The sequence below is a fragment of the Cellulophaga fucicola genome (assembly GCF_900119145.1).
GTDB classification, from domain to species: Bacteria; Bacteroidota; Bacteroidia; order Flavobacteriales; family Flavobacteriaceae; genus Cellulophaga; species Cellulophaga fucicola.
This window is the reverse complement of sequence record NZ_FPIY01000002.1, coordinates 374995-392567: the sequence shown is the minus strand read 5'-3', so window position 1 is coordinate 392567 and position 17573 is coordinate 374995. Positions and strand designations below refer to the sequence as shown.

15 protein-coding genes are annotated in these 17573 nt (G+C 32.9%); 11 read left to right on the top strand and 4 right to left on the bottom strand.

Annotated elements, in window-relative coordinates:
* The first annotated feature begins 12 nt into the window (after positions 1-12).
* Complete coding sequence (locus BT107_RS08065) at positions 13-429, top strand: heavy-metal-associated domain-containing protein (protein ID WP_072303281.1); 417 nt, start codon at positions 13-15, stop codon at positions 427-429.
* Between the two features lie 78 nt (positions 430-507).
* Here the strand turns inward: BT107_RS08065 and BT107_RS08060 are convergent, their stop codons facing one another.
* Complete coding sequence (locus BT107_RS08060; protein ID WP_072303280.1) at positions 508-1173, bottom strand: 3'-5' exonuclease; 666 nt, start codon at positions 1171-1173, stop codon at positions 508-510.
* Entirely contained in the window at positions 1170-3092 is a 1923-nt protein-coding gene (locus BT107_RS08055) for a DUF294 nucleotidyltransferase-like domain-containing protein (RefSeq protein WP_072303279.1), read from the bottom strand. The genes BT107_RS08060 and BT107_RS08055 overlap by 4 nt, the downstream gene beginning before the upstream one ends.
* Positions 3093-3685: 593 nt before the next feature.
* Between BT107_RS08055 and BT107_RS08050 the strand changes: the two genes are divergently transcribed.
* From BT107_RS08050 to BT107_RS08025, 6 genes are read left to right on the top strand one after another with little or no spacing between them, the layout of a single operon-like run.
* On the top strand, positions 3686-5089 hold the full coding sequence (locus tag BT107_RS08050) for an arginine decarboxylase (protein ID WP_072303278.1): 1404 nt from the start codon (positions 3686-3688) through the stop codon (positions 5087-5089).
* Positions 5073-6020 (top strand): agmatinase, encoded by a 948-nt coding sequence (gene speB, locus BT107_RS08045; RefSeq protein ID WP_072303277.1) that lies wholly within the window; start codon positions 5073-5075, stop codon positions 6018-6020. Before BT107_RS08050 ends, speB begins: the two co-directional genes overlap by 17 nt.
* A 9-nt stretch (positions 6021-6029) precedes the next feature.
* Positions 6030-7562: a bifunctional GNAT family N-acetyltransferase/carbon-nitrogen hydrolase family protein gene (locus BT107_RS08040; protein WP_072303276.1), complete on the top strand. Its 1533-nt coding sequence runs from the start codon at positions 6030-6032 to the stop codon at positions 7560-7562.
* An 8-nt stretch (positions 7563-7570) separates the two neighbouring features.
* A complete protein-coding gene (locus tag BT107_RS08035; RefSeq protein ID WP_170854721.1) occupies positions 7571-8539 on the top strand; it encodes a deoxyhypusine synthase family protein in 969 nt (322 codons plus the stop codon).
* Positions 8540-8541: 2 nt separating this feature from the next.
* Entirely contained in the window at positions 8542-8841 is a 300-nt protein-coding gene (locus tag BT107_RS08030; RefSeq protein ID WP_072303274.1) for a hypothetical protein, read from the top strand.
* A gap of 2 nt (positions 8842-8843) precedes the next feature.
* Complete coding sequence (locus tag BT107_RS08025; protein ID WP_072303273.1) at positions 8844-9620, top strand: RMD1 family protein; 777 nt, start codon at positions 8844-8846, stop codon at positions 9618-9620.
* A 36-nt stretch (positions 9621-9656) separates the two neighbouring features.
* Here BT107_RS08025 and BT107_RS08020 read toward each other — a convergent pair whose 3' ends face one another.
* Together BT107_RS08020 and gldJ are read right to left on the bottom strand one after the other, a co-directional pair.
* Positions 9657-10934, bottom strand: a complete 1278-nt coding sequence (locus BT107_RS08020) for a UDP-N-acetylmuramoyl-tripeptide--D-alanyl-D-alanine ligase (protein ID WP_072303272.1) — start codon at positions 10932-10934, stop codon at positions 9657-9659.
* A 66-nt stretch (positions 10935-11000) separates the two neighbouring features.
* Complete coding sequence (gldJ, locus tag BT107_RS08015) at positions 11001-12668, bottom strand: gliding motility lipoprotein GldJ (protein WP_072303271.1); 1668 nt, start codon at positions 12666-12668, stop codon at positions 11001-11003.
* Between the two features lie 404 nt (positions 12669-13072).
* On the opposite strand from gldJ, the gene porV reads away from it, so the two are divergent.
* From porV to BT107_RS07995, 4 genes are all read left to right on the top strand, one after another.
* Positions 13073-14218 carry a type IX secretion system outer membrane channel protein PorV gene (gene porV / locus BT107_RS08010; RefSeq protein ID WP_072303270.1) on the top strand — a complete coding sequence of 382 codons (1146 nt, stop codon included), beginning with the start codon at positions 13073-13075 and terminating at the stop codon, positions 14216-14218.
* Complete coding sequence (locus BT107_RS08005; RefSeq protein WP_072303269.1) at positions 14219-14701, top strand: cytidine deaminase; 483 nt, start codon at positions 14219-14221, stop codon at positions 14699-14701. It begins immediately after the preceding gene.
* Between the two features lie 173 nt (positions 14702-14874).
* Entirely contained in the window at positions 14875-15873 is a 999-nt protein-coding gene (pdhA, locus tag BT107_RS08000) for a pyruvate dehydrogenase (acetyl-transferring) E1 component subunit alpha (RefSeq protein WP_072303268.1), read from the top strand.
* Positions 15874-15876: 3 nt separating this feature from the next.
* A complete protein-coding gene (locus BT107_RS07995; RefSeq protein ID WP_072303267.1) occupies positions 15877-17502 on the top strand; it encodes a pyruvate dehydrogenase complex dihydrolipoamide acetyltransferase in 1626 nt (541 codons plus the stop codon).
* The last annotated feature ends 71 nt before the right edge of the window (positions 17503-17573 follow it).

Genomic DNA, 17573 nt, shown 5'->3' with positions numbered 1-17573 from the left:
TAATTAACAACTATGAAAAAGATGATTTTGAGTACAGCTGTATTAGGTTTGTTAGCCTTTGCAAGTTGTAAAAATGAAGCAAAGCAAACAACAGAGGAAGCTAATGAAACTACAACTGTGGCTGTTGAAAATGAGTTGGCTACGGCCAAAGCTACTTTTGGTGTGCGTGGTAATTGTGCTATGTGTAAAAGTACTATAGAAAAGGCAGCTAAGTCAGTAGAGGGTGTTTCTAGTGCAAATTGGGATGTAAAAAAGAAACAAATTACCATAGCTTTTAATGGCGATAAAACAAACGAGGAAGCTTTGCATAATGCTATAGCAGCTTCTGGTTATGACACGGAAAAATCTGTAGGTAGTGAAGACGCTTACAAAGAATTACCTGCTTGTTGTAAATACGATCACGAAATGGCAATGAGTTTAGAAGAATAGATTATACTATTTTTTAAAAATATAAAAGCACCAAAACCTATATAAGGATTTGGTGCTTTTTTTTATAGATAATTGTACTTAGTAAATTCGCAATAATTGTTTTAAAGTAGAAATATTCTTCTCTTTTAATTTTGATAAAATCTTAAGAAAGGCAATTGCAGTAATATAAGCATCGCCAAGGGCAGTATGTCTGTCTTTTACAGAGATATTAAATTTTTCTGCCAATTCATCTAAAGAATAATGTTCTTTTTTGTGTAATAAATTAGATCTAATAAGTGTCTTTTTGTAGAGTGTAGAAGTATCTAAAATCTTATTTTTTAGTTTAGGTAATCCGTGCCTTTCTAGAGCTGTGTTTATAAATGTAACATCAAAACCTGCGTGGTGAGCCACAATAACTCCATTGCCTAAGTAGGCTATAAATAATTTTAAAGTTTCTAATTCTTCTAATCTGGTAGCTTTACCTTCTTTTAAAATTCCGTGAATCTCGGCGGTTTGTTGGTTGTAGTGGTCTTGATGTATAAAAATCTCAAAACTAGTACTAACATTAATATTATTTTTTATAAGTTTTAATGCGCCAATACATAGCATACGATCTTCTTCATAACTAAAACCAGTAGTTTCTGTATCTAGAACAACAAACGTAATGTCTTCTAATTTCTGATCTTGTTTTGTTACAAACAGGTTTTCGTAATTCACCCAAAAATCGGGTAAGTCTGTATTCTTTTTTTTGAAGAAATTTATCATCTTAAAAGTGTTGATACTTTAAATCTAATGTATACAAGGTCTTGTATTTCTTTTATAGTTCTAAAGGTACGTTTAAGTTTTATTTTTTCTGCTTTTGTAAGCTTATTTAAAGATATGTACCTGCCAGAGTCGTTATGGGCTAAACCTTGTTTGGTTCTAAATTTTAATAGTGCTTTTGTAGCATAAGAAGCAGCTATAAAAAGTTCTGCGTTATTAGGTTCTAATTCGGCTAGTTTTTCAAAACGCTCTGCAGTGTAATTTATAGATTTTATAGAGTGAGATAAAAGAAGTACTCTAGCGGCATCTGTTAGTGGCATTAAGGCTCTTCTTTTAATATCAAAAGAATCTTTATTTGCACCATCTTGTTCTACTAAAAATTGTCTAAAGAATCCTGTAGGTGACGGGTTCTGTAATGCACCACTAGCTAAGTGTAAAAAAAAGCTAGGGTAGTTTTTGGCTGTTTTAAATATATGGTCTGATAGGTCTGATACTAGATCGTGATTGCCGTAAACATTATTATAATCAAAAAAAATGGAGGATAATAAAACTTCGTCTTGTCCAGGATTGGTAATCCAAGTAGTAACATTCTTTTTCCATTCGCTTAAACTTAAACACCAGCTAGGGTTAGATGCCATCATCTCTGCAGGGCAATACTCGTACCCAATAACATTAAGTCGTTGTGTAACCTGTTTAGCAAAATGTATAAAAAAGGCTCTGGTTTCTTCTAAGTCTTCAGGAGCTACATCTTCAAACACTAGCGCATTATCTTGGTCTGTATGCAAAAGTTGCTCACTTCTACCTTGGCTACCCAATGCAAGCCAAGCAAAAGTTACAGGCGGCGGTGTATCTAGTTTTGCTAAAGAGTTTTTAATTATTTGTTTAATGCAAGCATCATTAAGTTCAGATATTATTTTAGAAATTAAAGTCATAGGTATGTTCTGGTCTAAATAGCCTCTTAGAAGCATCATTATACCTTTTCTAACTTGTTTAATTTCTTTGGTTCTAGTAGCTCTTTTTATTGCCTTTATTAAAACGGTAGGGTTGTTACCAACGGCCAGCATAACATCATGTTTAGATAATATACCAACAGCTTTAGAATTTACTGTGCCGTCTTTGGTTAAGCATAAATGACTAATATTGCTTTTTATCATAGCCATTTGCGCCTGCGTAATGGTTAATTTTTTAGAATATGTAATTACAGGAGATGTCATTATTTCACTAGCTGGTGCAGAAATAGGTAATTGTCCTGTGACAATTTTATTGCGTAAATCTTTATCTGTAATAATGCCAATAGGCATTTTATCTTCTAACACTAAAATAGCTCCAACATTTTTACTTGTCATTTTAGCAGCTAACACCTTAGCTTGTGTTTTAGGAGAACAGCTAACAAGTTTTTTAGAATACTTAACGGGTTGTAAATCTAATAACTCGGTACTAGGATTGTAAATTTCTGTGCTTTCTGGTTCGCCATATAAAGTTCCTCTGTGACTCTTAGAATAGGGGTTTCTTGTATTAGAAGCAAAACTGTCTATTAAAAAATTACCAACCTCTCTATTGCTGGTTGCATAAGGTTTAAATGTAGTTATTGGTATGGCGTAAAGAATACTTTCTTCATGCGCTTTGGCTTCCATTTTGTAATTTTCATTAGCAATTAAAGGACGTAAGCCAAATATATCTCCCTCGTCACAGATATCGACAATAGTATTTGTTTGGGTTTTATTTAGAGACACAGCTCCTTTATGTATAATATAAAAATGAGAGTGAGGTGCATCATTCTCATTAAATATAATAGCATCTTTTTCTTTGTAAACTATAGAAATCTGAGTAGATAATTCTTGTAACTCTTCTAATAATAATTGATTAAAAGGAGGGTAGTTTTTTAAGAAATCTGCTACTCTGTGCGAAATAGTATTTTTCATAGTGGGTGACTATAGTGTTAGTTTTTTGTGTTCTTTAGCAATATAAAGCTATAAAATAGCAGAACTAATGTACGCTAGTGTACTAATAGAATGCAATTTGTTTGTTGTTTTTTGTAAAATAATCTTTTTTTTAGCTTTTTATTTTGATATTAAAAACGTTTTAATTCCTAATTTTAAAGGTGTTTTTTGTTGTTGTGTTTTTTAAATGTTAAGCAGAAATTATTTTTTTCATTTTTTTTATTTGAATATTAGTTTTTTCATTTTTTTTGTTTTCATTTGTCCTGTCAGAATAGAACAAATAATTTTGGCGTATTAGCACATAGCTGAGCATAAATGTATAATGTTTATATGTTCGGGTTTTTGGGAATTAGGAAGTCATACCCACAAACAACCTATAAGATAGGAAACCGAATTTTAAAGCTAACTTCCGGTAACAACTCTATAGTCTGCAGTCAGCATGACTACTTCTTCGTGCCAACCACGGAGCGTCAAATCATTGTTTAGTATTTAGAAATTTTTCCGCAAAAAATAATGCCAAAAGGCACAGGGATTTCTTGTGTTTCAAATTTTTAATTTTACTAAAAAATAATTTAATGAATACTAAATATATCGATTTAATTGACCAGACTTATCATTTTCCACAAGAAGAATTTAAGTTAGATGGAGAAAACCTTATGTTTCATGACATACCGCTAAAACAACTAGTAGAGCAGTATGGCAGTCCTTTAAAATTTACGTACTTACCAAAAATCTCTGATAACATTTCTAGAGCTAAAGATTGGTTTGGTATTGCAATGGAAAAGCACAAGTACAAAGGTAAATACCATTATTGTTACTGCACTAAAAGTTCTCACTTTAAGCCTGTATTACACGAGGCATTAAAGAATAATATTCATATAGAAACGTCTTCGGCGTTTGATATTAATATTATAGAAAATTTAAAAAAGGATGGTAAAATTAAAGATGATACCTATGTAATTTGTAACGGCTTTAAAAGAGACCAATACATAACTAACATTGCTAGATTAATTAATGAGGGTCACCGTAACTGTATTCCTATAATAGATAATTACGAGGAAATAGATTTGTTATCTAATGAAATTGATGATGATTTTAAAGTAGGAATACGTATAGCGTCTGAAGAAGAGCCAAAGTTTGAGTTCTATACTTCTCGTTTAGGTATTGGTTACAAAAACATAGTTCCTTTTTACGAAAGTCAAATAAAGGATAATGATAAAGTGCAATTAAAAATGTTGCACTTCTTTATTAACACAGGTATAAAAGATAACGCATATTACTGGAACGAACTTTTAAAATGTTTAAAGGTTTATGTTAAGCTAAAAAAAATATGCCCATCATTAGATAGTTTAAACATAGGGGGCGGTTTTCCTATTAAAAACTCGTTGGTGTTTGATTATGATTATCAATATATTATTGATGAGATAATTAATCAAATTCAGCTAACTTGTGATGAAGCAGGTGTAGACGTACCAAATATTTTTACAGAATTTGGTAGCTTTACAGTAGGTGAGTCTGGTGGAGCTATTTATGAAATTCTATACCAGAAACAACAAAACGATAGAGAAAAGTGGAACATGATAGATTCTTCTTTTATTACAACATTGCCAGATACATGGGCAATTAATAAGAGATTTATTATGTTGCCAATTAATAGATGGGAAGATGAGTACGAGCGTGTTTTGCTAGGTGGTTTAACTTGTGATAGTGATGACTATTACAACAGTGAGCAAAACACAAATGCTATTTATTTACCAAAGTATAAAAAAGATAAACCATTATATATTGGATTCTTTAATACAGGTGCTTACCAAGAAAGTATTGGTGGTTATGGCGGTTTACAACACTGTTTAATACCACATCCTAAGCACATATTAATAGATAAAGATGTAGACGGAAATATAACAACCAAATTATTTAGTGAACAACAAAAGGCAGAAGATCTGCTTAAAATTTTAGGATATGAGCACAACAAATAATTACGCAGGCATACCAGACCAGTTTGCGCAATTGGAAACCGCAAAAGTAGTTTTAATACCTGTTCCTTATGACGGAACAAGTACATGGGGAAAAGGAGCAGATAAGGGGCCAGAAGCCTTTTTAAATGCATCAGAAAATATGGAGCTGTACGATATTGAAACAGGAACAGAACCATACCAGCAAGGTGTATATCTTGCAGATGCAATTACTGAAAATAGTTCTCCAGAAGCTATGGTAGATGAGGTGCATAAAATAACTAAAAAGTACATTAAACGTAATAAGTTTGTTACATTATTTGGTGGGGAACACTCTATATCTATAGGTACAATTAGAGCTTTTAATGAGTGTTTTAGCAACTTAACTGTATTACATATAGATGCGCATGCAGATTTAAGAGAATCTTATGACGGTACTACTTGTAATCACGCTTGCGCTGTGCATGAAGCTAGCCAACAAACTAATTTATTACAAGTTGGTATACGTAGTATGGATGCTATAGAAAAAACATTTATGGACGAAGAAAAAACATTCTTTGCACATGATATGGTAAACGATGAGTATTGGATGGATAAAGTTGTAAATCAAATGACAGAAAACGTATTTATTACGTTAGATTTAGATGCTTTTGACCCTTCTATAATGCCATCTACAGGTACACCAGAGCCAGGAGGTTTGTTTTGGTACGAGACGCTTGAGTTTTTAAAGCAAGTGTTTACAGAGAAAAATGTTGTTGGTTTTGATATTGTTGAACTTTGCCCAAATAAAGCGGATAAATCATCAGACTTTTTGGCTGCAAAATTATATTACAAAATGTTAAGTTACAAATTTGCTACTAACGATGATAGTTATGACAATGGTGATGATGCAGATAAAGCAAATCCATTTAATAAACTATCTAAGTTTAAAGATGCTGATAACGATGATTTTTAGTATTATAAAATGATCAAAAATATAGAAAACATTGAGCTTCATTATTTAACTTTAACTGACTATAAACAGTTAAAAGAAGCAATGATTCAGGCATATTCTAGTATGCCAGGTTCTTATTGGAGAGAGAGTCAAATTAAATCTTTAATTGATAAATTTCCAGAAGGACAGGTTATAATAAAGATAAATGGAGAGTTGGCTGGTTGTGCATTATCTATAAAATTAGATTATGATAGTTTCGACGATCAACACACGTATGAAGATATTACGGGTAATTATACCTTTAATACGCATCATGAAGATGGTGATGTTTTATACGGAATAGATGTTTTTATAAAAAAAGAATACAGAGGTTTACGTTTAGGTAGAAGGTTGTATGATTATAGAAAAGAACTGGCTGAAAAACAAAATTTAAAAGGAATTGCATTTGGCGGCAGAATTCCTAATTACCATAAATATGCAGCAACATTATCACCAAAAGAGTATATAGAAAGTGTAAAACGTAAAGAAATTCACGATCCGGTTTTAAACTTTCAGATTTCGAATGATTTTCATCCTTCAAAAATTTTAAAAGGATATTTAGAAGGTGATGAAAATTCTGGTGAATTTGCAGTTTTGTTAGAATGGGATAATATTTACTACGAGAAAAAGTCTAAAAAAGCGGCTACTAAGAAAAAGGTAGTTCGTTTAGGGTTAATTCAGTGGCAAATGCGTTTGTATAAAGATTTAGAAGAATTAATGCAACAAGCAGAGTATTTTGTAGACGCAGTTTCTGCATACAGATCTGATTTTGCGTTGTTTCCAGAGTTTTTTAACGCTCCGTTAATGGCAGATAATAATCACTTGCCAGAATCGGAAGCAATTAGAGAATTGGCAAAATATACACCACAAATTGTTCAGAAATTTTCTGAGTTAGCTATTACGTATAACATTAATATTATTACGGGTAGTATGCCAGAAATTAAGGATGAATTGTTGTACAATGCTGGTTATATCTGTAAAAGAGATGGTTCTACAGAGCGTTATGAGAAATTACATGTTACACCAGATGAAGCAAAGGTTTGGGGAATGCAAGGTGGTAATGAAATAAAAACGTTTGATACAGATTGCGGTAAAATTGGCGTATTAATTTGTTATGATTCTGAGTTTCCTGAATTAAGTAGAATTTTAGCAGAAGAAGGAATGGATATTTTGTTTGTTCCGTTTTTAACGGATACGCAAAATGGATATTCTAGAGTGCGTCATTGTGCACAAGCTAGAGCGATAGAGAACGAGTGTTATGTTGCCATTGCAGGAAGTGTGGGTAATTTACCAAAAGTAAATAATATGGACATTCAGTATGCGCAATCTATGGTGTTTACACCTTGCGATTTCTCTTTTCCTGCAAACGGAATCAAGGCAGAAGCAACTACAAATACCGAAATGATTTTAATTGCCGATGTGGATTTAGACTTGTTAAAAGACTTGAATAAATTTGGTAGTGTACGTAATTTAAAAGATAGAAGAACAGATATTTTCGAAGTTAGAAAATTATCAAAAAAATAAAAAACAAAATGAGCAAACCAATTACAAATTTTATAGAAAAATACTTTTTACACTTTAATGCAGCTGCTTTAGTAGACGCTGCAAAAGGGTACGAAGCACAATTAAATAAAGGGTCTAAAATGTTAGTTTCTTTAGCAGGAGCAATGAGTACTGCAGAGTTAGGAAAGATTTTTGCAGAAATGATTCGTCAAGATAAAGTGCAAATAGTTTCTTGTACAGGAGCAAACTTAGAGGAAGATGTTATGAATCTTGTAGCACATTCTCATTACAAGCGTGTACCTAATTATAGAGATTTAACGCCTCAAGATGAATGGGATTTATTAGAAAAAGGACTAAACCGAGTTACAGATACTTGTATACCAGAAGAAGAGGCTTTTAGAAGAATTCAAGAACATATTGTAAAAATATGGAAAGATGCAGAGGCAAATGGCGAGCGTTTTTTACCTCATGAATATATGTACAAATTATTATTGTCTGGGGTTTTAGAGGAATATTACGAGATAGATATTAAAGATTCTTGGATGTACGCAGCTGCAGAAAAAAACTTACCAATTATTTGTCCAGGTTGGGAAGATTCTACAATGGGTAATATTTTTGCTTCTTATGTTTTAAAAGGCGAATTAAATGCAAGTACGGTAAAATCTGGTATAGAATATATGACTTTCCTTGCTGATTGGTATACAAATAATTCTGAAAACGGAATTGGATTCTTTCAAATTGGAGGAGGAATTGCAGGAGATTTTCCAATCTGTGTTGTTCCAATGTTATATCAGGATATGGAAAAACCAGAAACACCATTTTGGAGTTATTTCTGTCAGATTTCAGATTCTACAACAAGTTATGGTTCGTATTCTGGAGCGGTACCAAATGAGAAAATTACTTGGGGTAAATTAGATATTGATACGCCAAAGTTTATTATAGAAAGTGATGCAACGATTGTTGCGCCATTAATTTTTGCTTACTTATTAGATATGTAACTATGGATAATTTAAAAAGAGTTATAGTAGATTTTAAAAAGCTAACACCAGAAGTTTTAAAACTTTTGGTAGAAAGGTATCCTGATGGTTATGATGACCTAAACGTTATTCGTTTTTCTAATGCCAAAGGAGAGCGTATAGAAGCTGTTGAGGTGTTAACAGAGGACACTAAGTACTTGGTTAAAATTAGTGAGAAGTTAGAAGTAACTATGGCTAATTATGATGAAGATGATTACGATGGGTTTGATGATGATGACCCTGATGCAATACCAGATGTACCTTTAGAAGAAGATGAAGATTAGCAATGTTTAGCGTAGACGCCTACCAAATTTCGGCCTCTATATCTATCAGAGAATGCAAACGTAATTTATCTTGGAACCTGCTTTTTTTAGACGGAGACGAGTTGTTTTATGAGGTGGGTGATGAGAAGTTTGTGTACATATTTCAATACGGAATGGTTGGTTTTTTTAATCATTCTTTAGAAGAGAAAAGAGTAATTTTAGATAGTATTAAGCCTTTTTGCAAAGGACTAAAAGAAGAACGTTTTTCTGAAGAGGTTAACGTTGTAATAGAACCAGGTAAGCAAGAGGTATCATTTTATAAAGTGATAATACCTTCTTTTGATACAGAAACAATACGTTTAATAGTTTTAAATGCATCGCAGTCTGTAGCTTTAGATAATTATTTTGAAATTACAGAGAAGCTTTTAGGGGAAACAAATGAGCATACAAAGTATCTTGAGCAAAGAGGGAAATTAGATATATCCGGAAATAAGTTAAAACGGTTTATAGGTCGAGTTTTAAACATTAAAAACGAGATTTCTGAAAACTTATATATTTTTGATTCACCAGATGTAACTTGGGATAACGAAACGTTAAATCATTTAAACCTAGAGTTAAAAAAGACGTTTGACTTAAAAGACAGGTACAGGTATATTCACGAGCGGTTAGGTGTTATAAAAGAAAACCTAGAGCTGTTTAAAGATATTATGGACCATAAGGAAAGTAGTAGACTAGAATGGATTATTATAATCTTAATTGTAATAGAAGTTTTAGATATGTTTTTTCTAAAATTAACTTAAAAATTAAAAGCCTCTCTTTTTATAGAGAGGCTTTTTTTATAGTATACCTAAAATTCTTTCTAGTGCCATACCTCTAGAACCTTTTATTAAAAGGTTACTCATTGGTTGTATAGGGTGTTCTTTTAAGTAGTTTTTTAAATCATTAAAACTACTCAGTTTTACAGCTTCAGATTCTGTTTTAGCAAAATTTTCCCCAACTAAAAAAGAAGTTGTGAAATTCATTTTCCCAACTTTATCTGCAATCTCTTGGTGTTCTTCAGCTGCTGTATTGCCTAGCTCAAACATATCACCTAAAAAAACAATTTTACGAGCAACTTTTAAGCCGTTAAAATTGTCTAATGCAGCAGCCATACTTGTTGGGTTGGCGTTATAAGCATCTAGTATTATTTTATGCCCATTTTGTTCTAGTATTTGTGATCTATTATTTTCTGGAACGTAACTTTCTATAGCGTTTTTAATATCTGGTAACGTAATATTAAAATACTTTCCCATTAAAATAGCAGCACAACAATTTGTGAAATTATAGGCGCCAACTAGGTTAGATGTTATAGTAAAATCCTTAACCTTTATAGTAACAAAAGGATCTGCATTTAATAGTTCTACCTTGTAGTATTGCTCGTTACTAGTACTAAATCCTATTTTTTTAATATAAGTTCCAAGTTTAGCTTCTTGTATAGGGTCATCGGCATTTAAAAAAATGTGCTTTTGGTTTGTTGTTAGGTAATGGTATAATTCACTTTTACCTTGTATTACACCTTCTGTACTACCAAAACCTTCTAGGTGGGCCTTTCCAAAATTAGTAATGTAACCATAATCTGGCTCTGCTAAATTGCTTAAAAACTCTATTTCTTTAAGGTGATTAGCTCCCATTTCTACAATAGCAATTTCGGTATCTTCTTTTATGGTTAACAGAGTTAAAGGAACACCAATGTGGTTGTTTAAGTTGCCAACAGTAGCAATAGTTTTATATTTTTTTTGAATAACAGCTTTTATAAGTTCTTTGGTAGTTGTTTTTCCGTTACTACCTGTTAAGCCAATTACTTTTGCAGTACAATGTTTTCTATGGTATTTACCAAGTTGTTGTAAGGTTTGTAAAACATCTTCAACCAAAATAAATTGATCTGATGTTGCGTATTCTTTTTCATCAACAATAACATAAGTAGCACCTTTTTGTAGTGCTTCTGCGGCATATTTATTACCGTTAAAGTTATCGCCTTTAAGAGCGAAAAAAATACAGTCTTTGGTTATTTTTCTTGTATCTGTACAGACAGTAGAATACGTTAAAAATAGTTGATGGATTTGTGCTATAGTCATAAAGCGAATATAAAAAAAAAGACTGCTCTTTGGAGCAGTCTTTTTTAAAAAATATGTTATAGTAAATTATTTTACTTTTTTACCTCTAGCAGTCTTATTTTTAGTCTTAGACTTAGAACCAACTCTAGACATTGCACATCTAAAGCCAATATCATCTGTAGCCATATACTGTGGTAAGTACCTACGTTGTGCAGGGTCTAACCAGAATGCACGGTCTCTCCAAGAACCACCTTTGTATACTCTAACTTCATTGTTAATTAAAGAAGTTCTGTAGTTAGACTTGTCATAGTTTCTAATAAATTTACCAGCACTATCTCTTTCTATTTTGTTAGTAGGTGAGTTGTACATAGACTTTTTATTTTCCTCGTCACCATCTGCATCATTAAACTTGTCGTAAAATCTTGTAGATCCTGGCTCACCATCTCTGTAACCTCTGTTATCACTAGAAGAGAAGTTTGTTCTTAAGTACGTTTCTTCTTCATCTACAGGAACCATTTTAATTTCTCCTGGTAAGTTAACCGCTACTATTTTTCCGTTTGGTAATGTGTCATATAAAACAGAATCTCTAAGGATGTTTACTTTACCATCTTCACCAATAGCTGTTTTCATATAAATGTTACCTCTATAGTAGTTAAAATCACTAATTTCATCATCTACTATTGGTCTGTATACATCGGCAACCCATTCAGACACGTTACCGGCCATATCGTAAAGACCTAAATCATTTGGTTTGTAAGACATAACTGCATTAGTAATATCTGCACCATCGTCAGACCAACCAGCAATTCCGCCGTAATCACCTTTACCTTGTTTAAAGTTTGCTAATTGATCACCTCTACCAACACGTTGTCCGTTACGAGTATAATCACCATCCCAAGGATATTTTTTTCTACCTCTATAGTTGTTGTATTCTCTGTTACCTTGGTTCGCTTGTGCAGCATATTCCCATTCTGTTTCTGTAGGTAATCTATATTCTGGTAAAATTATACCACTACTTCTTTTAGCAAAAGTAGAAACAGAATCCGTCTTTTGAGCTTTTCCTTGTAGAGAATCTATTTGTCCACCATATACAGATTCTGGTCTGTTTAGGTAAGCTTCAGTGCTAAAAGTACCACTGCCTTCACCTTTTAAGGCTTTGTATTTAGCTTCGTCATTAAGGTAGCCTTCTTTTTCTAACATTAATTCGTTAACACGGTCTGTACGCCATTCTGCAAATTGCGTAGCTTGTACCCAGTTAACACCAACTACAGGATACTCCGCATAACCAGGGTGTCTCAAATAGTTGTTAGTCATAGTTTCATTAAAACCAAGTCTGTTTCTCCATACTAATGTATCAGGTAATGCACCTTTGTATATGTTAGCATATTTAGGATCTTCTGGTGGGTATACAGATTTTAAGTAATCTAAAAATTGTAGGTACATTTTATTAGTTACTTCAGTTTCATCCATATAAAAGGATTGTACGTGTTGCTGAGTTGGAGTATTATTCCAATCGTGCATAACATCATCTTGCACTTTACCTTTTGTAAAGGTACCTCCTTCTACAAAGACAAGACCGGGTGCGGTAACTTGTTCTTTAAAATCAGAGTTGTGCTGAAAACCACCTTCTTTGGCGTTAATTTTCCAACCTGTGGCACGAGATACATCTTTGGATGAAGATGATTTTTTACAACTTGTAATGCTACCTGCTACAACAGCACACGAGAGTACAACTTTAATGAATTGTTTTTTCATAATTAAGACTTGAGTTCTATACTTTACTGCTAATTTGCAGTTATACTATACTTATTTTCTGTTTAAACTTTGCTTACTATCGGCTTATTAAACGCAAATTTTCTAAGAATATTTTACATATCCTAAAAAAAACTGAAACTAGCCAAAAAACAAGGTTCAACACATCTATAACGCAGTAAATAATAGAATAGTATTATTTTTTAAATTCTTTTTAATAGAAATTTTTATATCCTTAATAATAAAGGAAGAACAAGTTTTCTTATGATAGTAGATTAGAAGTCTTTAGGTTTGTTTTAAAAATAAAGTTGTTTATTTATAAGATATTTTAAAAATGAGCGTTAATTAATTTATTGTACCTAATTAGATATAAAAAAGGTAGTTAATACCACTATTTACATATGATGATGAAAAAAATACTAATTGTAACGCTTTTAATATCGGCTTACACAGGCAAAGCTCAAGAAAACAGATCTATTACTACTGCAGTACCTTTTTTAAATATTGCAGCAGATGCTAGGGCAGCTGGAATGGGAGATATGGGAGTGGCAACATCTGCAGATGCATATTCTTTACAATGGAATGCAGCAAAATTTGCTTTTGCAGAACAAAAAATGGGTTTTGGTATAAGTTATACACCTTATTTAGAAAACATAGTTACAGATGTAGCCTTGCTAAATGCTAGTTTTTATAACAAGTTAGATGATAGAAGTGCTTTTGCTTTTGGATTGCGTTATTTTGGATTAGGAGAAGTGGAGCTTAGGCAAACCATAGATGAAGAAGGTACAACAGTTAAGCCAAATGAATTTGTTTTAGAAGGTGCATATTCTTTAAAATTATCTACTCAGTTTTCTATGGGTATTGGTGGTAGATTTATTAGTTCTAATTTAAAATTTCCTTTAGATCCCAGTGTAGATTCTAAAGCCGCAACTGCTTTTGCTGTTGATATATCGGGTTTTTATAGATCTCCAGAAATAGCTTATGATAATTTTGATGGTAGGTGGAGAGCTGGTTTTAATATCTCTAACCTAGGTAGTAAAATTTCTTACGATAATAATGGACAAGAAAACTTTTTGCCAGGGAATTTAAAATTTGGCGCAGGGTTTGATTTTATTTTAGACCAAGACAATGTATTATCATTAACAACAGAATTTAATAAATTATTAGTTCCTACTCCTCAGGATTTTAATGAAGACGGACAAATAGATAGTCAAGATAACGAGCGTTACCAACAAATAAGCTTTTTAGAAGGAGCTTTTAATTCTTTTACAGACGCTCCAGATGGTTTTGGAGAAGAAATTAAAGAAGTAACTTGGGCGTTAGGAGCAGAGTATTCGTTTCAAAATGCATTTATGCTACGTACAGGTTACTTTAATGAAAACGAATTAAAAGGAGCTCGTAAATTCTTTTCATTAGGAGCCGGATTTAAATTTAAAGCTACACAGGTAGATTTATCTTATTTATTCTCTACATCAAAAATAAAAAATCCGTTAGAAAATACTTTACGTTTTTCTCTTACCTTTAACTTAGGTGAAGAATTATTAAACGACTAAATGAAGAAACAAACAATATCTTTTGATATGTCTGTTTACGACTCTATAGATGAGTTGTCTAAAACAGACAAAGACCTTATGCTTAAAGCTGTAGGTGCACGTAGTAACGCATATGCTCCATATTCTAGTTTTTTAGTAGGTGCAGCAGTGCTTTTAGAGAACGGAGAAATAGTAGTAGGTAACAATCAAGAAAATGCTGCATACCCTTCTGGTTTATGCGCAGAGCGTGTTGCAATTTATCAAGCAGCCGCTATATACCCAAATGTAAAAATGGTTTCTGTGGCAATTTCGGCTACATCAAAAAATTATAAGGTATTAGAGCCTGCAGCTCCTTGTGGTAATTGTAGACAATCTATGATAGAATACGAGCAAAAACAAAAAGAACCGCTTGCTTTAATGCTAATGGGTGAGGTAGGTAAGGTTTTAAAGTGTAATTCTATCTCAGATATTTTACCGCTAGCTTTCAGTAATTCTTTCTTATAGTAGCTTTTTTTTGATGAATTATTTTTTTTATAGCTAATTTTCTGATAAAAATTTAATTTAAAAAAACAATAAGCATCTTGTCTGTGCTTTTTCTTTAATTTTTTTTTGATAGTGGATTTAATGTGTATTTTTGCTACTCTGTAAAACAGACCTTTTTAAAAAAAAAGTTTTCAATGAAAAAAATAACCAAAGAAGTTTACCTTAATTGGTACAAGGATATGTTGTTCTGGAGAAAGTTCGAGGATAAACTTGCTGCAGTGTATATTCAACAAAAAGTTAGAGGCTTTCTACATTTATATAATGGACAAGAAGCTGTTTTAGCTGGATCGTTACATGCAATGGATCTTACTAAAGATAAAATGATTACAGCATACCGTAATCATGTACAACCAATTGGTATGGGAGTAGATCCTAAAAGAGTAATGGCAGAACTTTATGGTAAGGTAACTGGTACATCTCAAGGTATGGGAGGTTCTATGCATATCTTTTCTAAAGAACACCGTTTTTATGGTGGTCATGGTATTGTAGGTGGACAAATTCCTTTGGGAGCAGGTCTTGCATTTGGAGACAAATATGCAGGTAATGATGCTGTTACATTATGTTATATGGGAGATGGTGCTGTAAGGCAAGGTTCTTTACATGAAACATTTAACTTAGCAATGCTTTGGCAATTGCCAGTTGTTTTTATTTGTGAAAACAATGGGTATGCAATGGGTACATCCGTTGCAAGAACATCTCATTCTACAGAAATTTGGAAACTAGGTTTAGGTTACGAGATGCCTTGTAAAGCAGTAGAGGGTATGAATCCTGTAACTGTAGCAGAAGAGGTAAGTAAAGCCGTAGAAAGAGCAAGATCTGGAGGAGGACCAACTTTCTTAGAGATAAAAACATACCGTTATAGAGGTCACTCTATGTCAGATGCACAACACTACAGAACTAAAGCAGAAGTAGAAGAGTACAAGAAAATAGATCCTATTACTCAGGTTTTAGAGGTTATAAAAGATAAAAAATACGCAACAGAAGACGAAATTGCCGAAATGGGTAAAGAAGTTAAGCGTATGGTTAAGGAGTGTGAAGAGTTTGCAGAAAATTCTGATTACCCACCAGTAAGCCAATTATACGATATGGTTTACGAACAAAAAGATTATCCATTTGTACAACATAAATTATAAAAGATGGCAGAGATAATAAATATGCCAAGACTTAGCGATACCATGGAAGAGGGTACCGTTGCTGCATGGCTAAAAAATGTTGGTGATAAAATTGAAGAGGGAGATATTCTTGCTGAAATTGAAACGGACAAAGCTACAATGGAATTTGAGTCTTTTAACGAAGGCTTTCTATTATATATAGGAATAAACGAAGGAGAAACTGCTCCTGTAGATTCTCTTTTAGCCATAATAGGTGAAGAGGGTGAAGATATCTCTGCATTAGTATCTGGAGGTGCACAAGCGTCTACAACAGAGGAGAAAGAAGAAACTACAACAGAAGAAGCGGCACCAGTTGCAGCAACTTCAAGTAGTGAAATTCCAGAAGGAGTAGAAGTAATAAAAATGCCTCGCCTTAGTGATACTATGGAAGAGGGTACCGTTGCTGCTTGGTTAAAAAATGTTGGGGATAAAGTTGAGGAAGGCGATATTCTTGCTGAAATTGAAACTGACAAGGCAACAATGGAATTTGAATCTTTTTACTCAGGTACATTACTGTATGTAGGTATTAAAGAAGGAGAATCTTCTCCGGTTGATGAAATTTTAGCAGTTATAGGCCCAGAAGGTACAGATGTAGATGCTGTGTTAAATAGCGGTAATGCTCCTGCAGCAAAAGCAACTTCTGAGGCTCCAAAAAAAGAAAATAAAAAAGAAGAAAAAGCAGCGCCAGTAGAAGCAGTTTCTACAGATGGTAAGCGTGTTTTTGCTTCTCCGTTAGCTAAAAAAATAGCAGCAGATAAAGGTATTAACTTAGCAGATGTTACTGGTTCTGGTGACAACGGAAGAATAGTAAAGAAAGATGTAGAGAGTTTTACTCCTTCTGCAACTTCTAGTTCTTCTAATGCAACAGCGGCAAAGGCTGCTGCTCCAGAAGCAAAAGCGCAACCTGCAATATATGCGCCGGTTGGAGAAGAAGGTTTTGAAGATGTTAAAAATTCTTCAATGCGTAAAGTAATTGCAAAAGTTCTTGGACAGTCTAAATTTACAGCGCCACATTTTTACCTTACAATAGAGGTAGATATGGACAATGCAATGGCTTCTAGAGTTCAAATTAATAGCTTGCCAGATATTAAGGTGTCATTTAATGATATGGTCTTAAAAGCTTGTGCAATGGCTTTAAGAAAGCATCCGCAAGTAAATACAACTTGGAAAGATGATGTTACGCGTTACAACAAACATATACATGTTGGAGTAGCGGTGGCAGTAGATGAAGGATTGGTTGTACCTGTTCTTAAATTTGCAGATCAAATGAGTTTAACTACAATTGGTGCATCTGTAAGAGATTTAGCAGGTAAAGCAAGATCTAAAAAAATTGCTCCTTCAGAAATGGAAGGTAGTACATTTACAGTGTCTAACTTAGGTATGTTTGGTATTCAGGAATTTACATCAATCATAAATCAGCCTAACGCAGCAATATTATCTGTTGGTGCAATTGTAGAAAAGCCAGTTGTTAAAAACGGAGAAATTGTAGTAGGTAACACTATGAAATTAACTTTAGCGTGCGATCACAGAACGGTAGATGGTGCAGTTGGAGCTCAATTTTTACAAACATTAAGAAGTTATATAGAGAATCCAGTTACAATGTTAGCGTAATTGTAAAAACTCTTATAAATTATATTAAAAAGCATCTCATTAATTTTGAGATGCTTTTTTTATCTTTAGTG